Annotated in this window: 6 protein-coding genes; all 6 read left to right on the top strand. The window is 68.0% G+C overall.

Going from position 1 to position 5,078, the window contains the following annotated elements:
• The coding region (locus tag ACDELDRAFT_RS24295) for a sulfite exporter TauE/SafE family protein (protein WP_005799648.1) at nucleotides 1-176 on the top strand (176 nt) is incomplete at its 5' end.
• Between the two features lie 8 nt (nucleotides 177-184).
• Nucleotides 185-1,972, top strand: a complete 1,788-nt coding sequence (locus ACDELDRAFT_RS19005; RefSeq protein WP_005799647.1) for a nitrite/sulfite reductase — start codon at nucleotides 185-187, stop codon at nucleotides 1,970-1,972.
• Nucleotides 1,973-2,005: 33 nt separating this feature from the next.
• Complete coding sequence (locus ACDELDRAFT_RS19000) at nucleotides 2,006-2,413, top strand: DUF934 domain-containing protein (RefSeq protein WP_040329911.1); 408 nt, start codon at nucleotides 2,006-2,008, stop codon at nucleotides 2,411-2,413.
• Nucleotides 2,410-3,261: a phosphoadenylyl-sulfate reductase gene (locus tag ACDELDRAFT_RS18995; protein ID WP_005799645.1), complete on the top strand. Its 852-nt coding sequence runs from the start codon at nucleotides 2,410-2,412 to the stop codon at nucleotides 3,259-3,261. Before ACDELDRAFT_RS19000 ends, ACDELDRAFT_RS18995 begins: the two co-directional genes overlap by 4 nt.
• 70 nt (nucleotides 3,262-3,331) lie before the next feature.
• A complete protein-coding gene (gene cysD / locus ACDELDRAFT_RS18990; RefSeq protein WP_005799644.1) occupies nucleotides 3,332-4,264 on the top strand; it encodes a sulfate adenylyltransferase subunit CysD in 933 nt (310 codons plus the stop codon).
• Nucleotides 4,264-5,078: GTP-binding protein (locus tag ACDELDRAFT_RS18985; protein WP_005799643.1), on the top strand; the 815-nt coding region annotated here is incomplete at its 3' end. The genes cysD and ACDELDRAFT_RS18985, both read left to right, overlap by 1 nt.

Below are 5,078 nucleotides of genomic sequence, written 5' to 3'. Positions count from 1 at the left end.
TGGGCCATGCCTCGCTGGGCTCGGTGGACTGGCCGCTGCTGGCGCAGCTTCTGGCCGGCTCGCTGCCCGGCATCTGGCTGGGCTCGCGCCTGGTTTCCCGCACGCCCGAGCGGCTCATCCGCTCGGCCCTTTCCGTGCTGCTCGCCTGGGCGGGCGCCAAACTCGTTCTCATCTGAGTCGCTCCATGTACCAATACACCGAATTCGACCAACAGTTCGTCCGGCTGCGTGCCCAGCAGTTTCGTGACCAGCTCGAGCGCTGGCAACGCGGCGAGCTGACCGACGAGCAACTGCTGCCGCTGCGCCTGCAGAACGGCTGGTACATCCAGCGCTATGCCCCCATGGCCCGCATCGCCGTGCCCTATGGCGAGATCAGCAGCACCCAGTTGCGCATGCTGGCGCGCATTGCCCGCGAGTACGACCACCCCACGCCCGAGCTGCTGGCCCACGCCCAGGCCACGCAGGACCAGCTCCAGGCCGCCCAGCCGGGCCTCACGCTGCATGCCGCGCCACTCAAGTACGGCTACGGCCACTTCACCACGCGCACCAACGTGCAGTTCAACTGGATTCCCATCACCAAGGCCGCCGACGTGATGGACCTGCTGGCCAGCGTGGGCATGCACGGCATCCAGACCAGCGGCAACACCATCCGCAACATCACCTGCGAGGCCTATGCCGGCATTGCCGACGACGAGATCCTCGACACGCGCCCGTTCGCCGAGATCACGCGCCAGTGGAGCACGCTGCACCCCGAATTCGCCTTCCTGCCACGCAAGTTCAAGATCGCCTTCAACGGCGCCGCCGAAGACCGCGCCGCCACCGGCTGGTATGACATCGGCCTGCAGGCTCGCAAGAGCGACGATGGTGCAGTGGGCTTCACCGTCAAGGTGGGCGGCGGCATGGGCCGCACCCCGGTCATCGGCTCCGTGGTGCGCGAGTTCCTGCCCTGGGACCAGCTGCTCAACTACATCGAGGCCATCGTGCGCGTCTACAACGGCTATGGCCGCCGCGACAACAAGTGGAAGGCGCGCATCAAGATCCTGGTCAAGGCCGAAGGGCAGAAATTCATCGATGCCGTCGAGGCCGAATACCGCGCCATCGTCGAGCAGGACGGCGCGCCCCACACCATCAGCCAGGCCGAGCTCGACCGCGTGCAGGGCTTTTTCGTGGTGCCCGCGCTCAAGGCCGCCAACCTGCCGTCCAAGGTCAGCACCACTGGCCAGCTCTACCAGCGCTGGCTGCAGCAGAACGTGCGCGGCCACCGCATGGCGGGCCTTGCGGCGGTGACGCTGTCGTTCAAGCGCGTGGGCTTCGCCCCGGGCGATGCCGATGCCGACACCATCGATGCGCTGGCGCAGCTGGCCGACCAGTTCAGCGCCGGCGAGGCCCGCCTCACGCACGAGCAGAACCTGATGCTGCCCTGGGTGCACCAGAGCGACCTGCCAGCCCTTTACGACGCCGCCCGCGCCCTGGGCCTGGCGCAGCCCAACATCGGGCTGCTGACCGACATGATCGCCTGCCCCGGCGGCGATTTCTGCTCGCTGGCCAACGCGCGCTCGCTGCCCATTGCGGCGGCCATCACCGAGCGCTACCAGGATCTGGACGAGGTGTTTGACCTCGGCCCCATCGACCTGCACATGAGCGGGTGCATCAACTCCTGCGGCCACCACCACAGCGGCCACATCGGCATCCTGGGCGTCGACAAGGACGGCAAGGAGTGGTACCAGATCACCTTGGGCGGAGCCGACGGCTCCCAGCTCTCGGGTCCGGCCATCGCCGGCAAAGTGGTCGGCCCCTCGTTCACGGCCGCCGAAGTGCCCGACGTGATCGAAGCCGTTCTCTCCACCTACCGCGCGCTGCGCAAGCCGGGCGAGTTCTTCATCGACGCCCTGCGCCGCATCGGCCACGAGCCCTTCAAGGCCGCCGCCAACGGCGCGCGCCAGCCCCGCACCGCCGAAGCCCTGGCCGAGTGAGCAGACATGCCTTCTTTCCACGATCAGAACACTATGAAAATAATAGCTGCTGGCGCTTCAAAGACAGGCGCTGAAGACCAGAAAGTGCTGCAGATTGCCAACGATGTGGAGCTGGCCGAGCTGGTACAGGGCGGCGCTTTGCAAGGCGTGGAGCGCATCGAGCTGCACTTCCCCAAGTTCACCGATGGCCGCGCCTTCAGCCAGGCCGTGCTGCTGCGCCGGCGCTACGGCTTCACGGGCGACCTGCGCGCCACGGGCGACGTGCTGATCGACCAGTTGGTGCAGATGCACCGCAGCGGCTTCACCAGCGCCGTGCTGGCCGAAGGGCAGAACCCTGCCGCGGCCGAGCGCCAGTTTGCCCGCTACGCCGCTTTCTACCAGGGCGACGTGCTGGAGCCGCGCCCCCTCTTCGCACGCCCACCGGCGCCGGAGGCCGCATGAGCGGCGCAGCTTCCTTCCTGGGCGGGCGCGGCGCGCCACCCAAGGCCACCGAACTCAACGCCCGCGCCAGCAGCGACTTCGCCGCCAAGCTGGCCGAGACGCAGGCCCTGCTGCGCCAGGCCGCCGCGCTGGGCGAGGTGACGCAGGCCTCCAGCCTGGGCGCCGAGGACGTGGTCATCACCCACCTCGTCAACGCACTGGCGCTCGACATCCCCGTGTTCGTGCTGGAAACCGGCGCGCTGCACACCGAGACCCTGGCGCTACTGGAGCGCACCCAGGCGCACTCGCGCGCGCCGGTGCAGGTGTACCGCCCGCAGCACGAGGCCGTGATCCACTTCATCCGCGAGCACGGCCAGGACGCGATGTACCGCAGCATCGAGCTGCGCAAGGCCTGCTGCCAGATCCGCAAGATGGAGCCGCTGGCGCGCGCGCTGGCCGGCAAGAAGGGCTGGATCACCGGCCTGCGCCGCGAGCAGTCCAACGCCCGCGCCGAGGTGCCGCTGGTGGACACCAGCGAAGTCGCCGCCAAGGGCCTGACCAAGTTCAACCCGCTGGCCAACTGGACCTGGGGCGACGTGTGGCACTACATCGCCACGCAAGGCGTGGACTACAACCCGCTGCACGACCAGTTCTACCCCAGCATCGGCTGCGCGCCCTGCACCCGGGCCGTGACGCTGGGCGAGGACTTCCGCTCCGGCAGATGGTGGTGGGAAAGCGAGGATGCAAAAGAATGCGGCTTGCATGCCAAGGCGCATTCCGGTGCCGCAGCACCGGCGGCGCCAGCCGCTGCATCCGAAGCTTCGGCGCAGGCTCATGCCGCCGCAGGCGGCGTGAAGGTCACGCAGTGACCGGCCGAAGCCACGACGAGGCCGCGAAGGAATGCGGCCTGCATGCCAAACAGAACAAGGAAGCCGTCGCATGAACGCCCGCATTGACACCTCCACGCTGAGCCACCTCAGCAACCGCCACCTCGACGCGCTGGAAGAAGAAACCATCTTCATCCTGCGCGAAGTGGCCGCCGCCTTCGAGCGCCCCGCCCTGCTGTTCTCGGGCGGCAAGGATTCGCTGGTCATGCTCAAGTGCGCCGAGAAGGCGTTTGGCGTGGGCCGCATTCCCTACCCGCTGCTCATGATCGACACGGGACACAACTTCCACGAGGTGACTCAGTTTCGCGACCTCCGCGCCAAGGAGCTGGGCGCCGAGCTCATCGTGCGCAGCGTCGAGGATTCAATGGCACGCGGCACCGTGCGCCTGGCGCACCCGGGCGAATCGCGCAACGTGCACCAGTCGGTCACGCTGCTCGAGGCCATCGAGGAATTCCGCTTCGACGCGCTGATCGGTGGCGCCCGCCGCGACGAGGAAAAGGCCCGCGCCAAGGAGCGCATCTTTTCGCACCGCGACAGCTTCGGCCAATGGCAGCCCAAGGCCCAGCGCCCCGAGCTGTGGACGCTGTTCAACACCCGCCTGCAGCCCGGCGAGCACTTCCGCGTGTTCCCCATCAGCAACTGGACCGAGCTGGACGTGTGGCAGTACATCGACCGCGAAAACATCGCCCTGCCCTCGCTCTACTACGCGCACCCGCGCCAGGTGGTGGAGCGCAAGGGCCTGCTCGTGCCCGTGACCGAACTCACGCCGCCGCGCGAGGGCGAGTTGGTGGAGACGCGCCAGGTGCGCTTTCGCACCGTGGGCGACATCACCTGCACCTGCCCCGTGGAGAGCCCGGCCGCCACGGCCGCAGACATCGTGATCGAGACCCTGGCCGCCGACGTGAGCGAGCGCGGCGCCACGCGCATGGACGACAAGACCTCCGACGCCTCGATGGAAAAGCGCAAGAAAGACGGGTATTTCTGATGACTACGAATTTGATAGCTGATACCGCAGCAGCGGCGAGCGCCGCAGCCCAAAACGACCACATCTCCGCGCTGAAATTCATCACCTGCGGCAGCGTGGACGACGGCAAGAGCACGCTGATCGGCCGCCTGCTGGTGGACAGCAAGGCCGTGCTGCAAGACCACCTGGCCGGCGTGCAGCGCCAGGGCGAAACCGACCTGGCCCTGCTGACCGACGGCCTGAGTGCCGAGCGCGAACAGGGCATCACCATCGACGTGGCCTACCGCTACTTCGCCACCGAGGAACGCAAGTTCATCATCGGCGACGCACCGGGCCACGAGCAGTACACCCGCAACATGGTCACCGCCGCATCGAGCGCCGACGCCGCCGTGGTGCTGGTGGACGCCACCAAGCTCGACTGGCAGAACCCTGGCCTGCAACTGCTCCCGCAGACGCGCCGCCACAGCCTGCTGGTGCACCTGCTGCGCGTGCACTCGCTGGTGTTCGCGGTGAACAAGCTCGACGCCGTTCAAGACCCGCAACTCGCCTGGCGCCACATCAGTGCCGCGCTGGCGCAGTTCGCCCAGGACGCCGGCATCTCCGTGCGCGCCACCGTGCCCGTTTCCGCCCTCAAGGGCTGGAACGTGGTCGATGCCCAACCCGGCTGGTGCGGCTACGAAGGCCCGAGCCTGCTGCAAATCCTCGAACTGCTGCCCAACACCCCGGCCGACACCGGCCTGCCGCTGGCCTTCCCGGTGCAGTGGGTGGAGAAGTTCTCGTCATCGTCCGACACCTCGCAGGGCCGCCGCGTGTTCTGGGGCCGGGTGGCCGCGGG

The organism is Acidovorax delafieldii 2AN, assembly GCF_000175235.1.
Classification (GTDB): domain Bacteria; phylum Pseudomonadota; class Gammaproteobacteria; order Burkholderiales; family Burkholderiaceae_C; genus Acidovorax; species Acidovorax delafieldii_B.
This window is presented reverse-complemented; position numbering and strand designations above follow the sequence as displayed.

Coding starts and splice junctions, on each gene's coding strand:
- ACDELDRAFT_RS19000 (WP_040329911.1), top strand. CDS start 2,006: ATGAAAATAATAGCTGCTGGCGCTTCAAAGACAGGCGCTGAAGACCAG.
- ACDELDRAFT_RS18995 (WP_005799645.1), top strand. CDS start 2,410: ATGAGCGGCGCAGCTTCCTTCCTGGGCGGGCGCGGCGCGCCACCCAAG.
- cysD (WP_005799644.1), top strand. CDS start 3,332: ATGAACGCCCGCATTGACACCTCCACGCTGAGCCACCTCAGCAACCGC.
- ACDELDRAFT_RS19005 (WP_005799647.1), top strand. CDS start 185: ATGTACCAATACACCGAATTCGACCAACAGTTCGTCCGGCTGCGTGCC.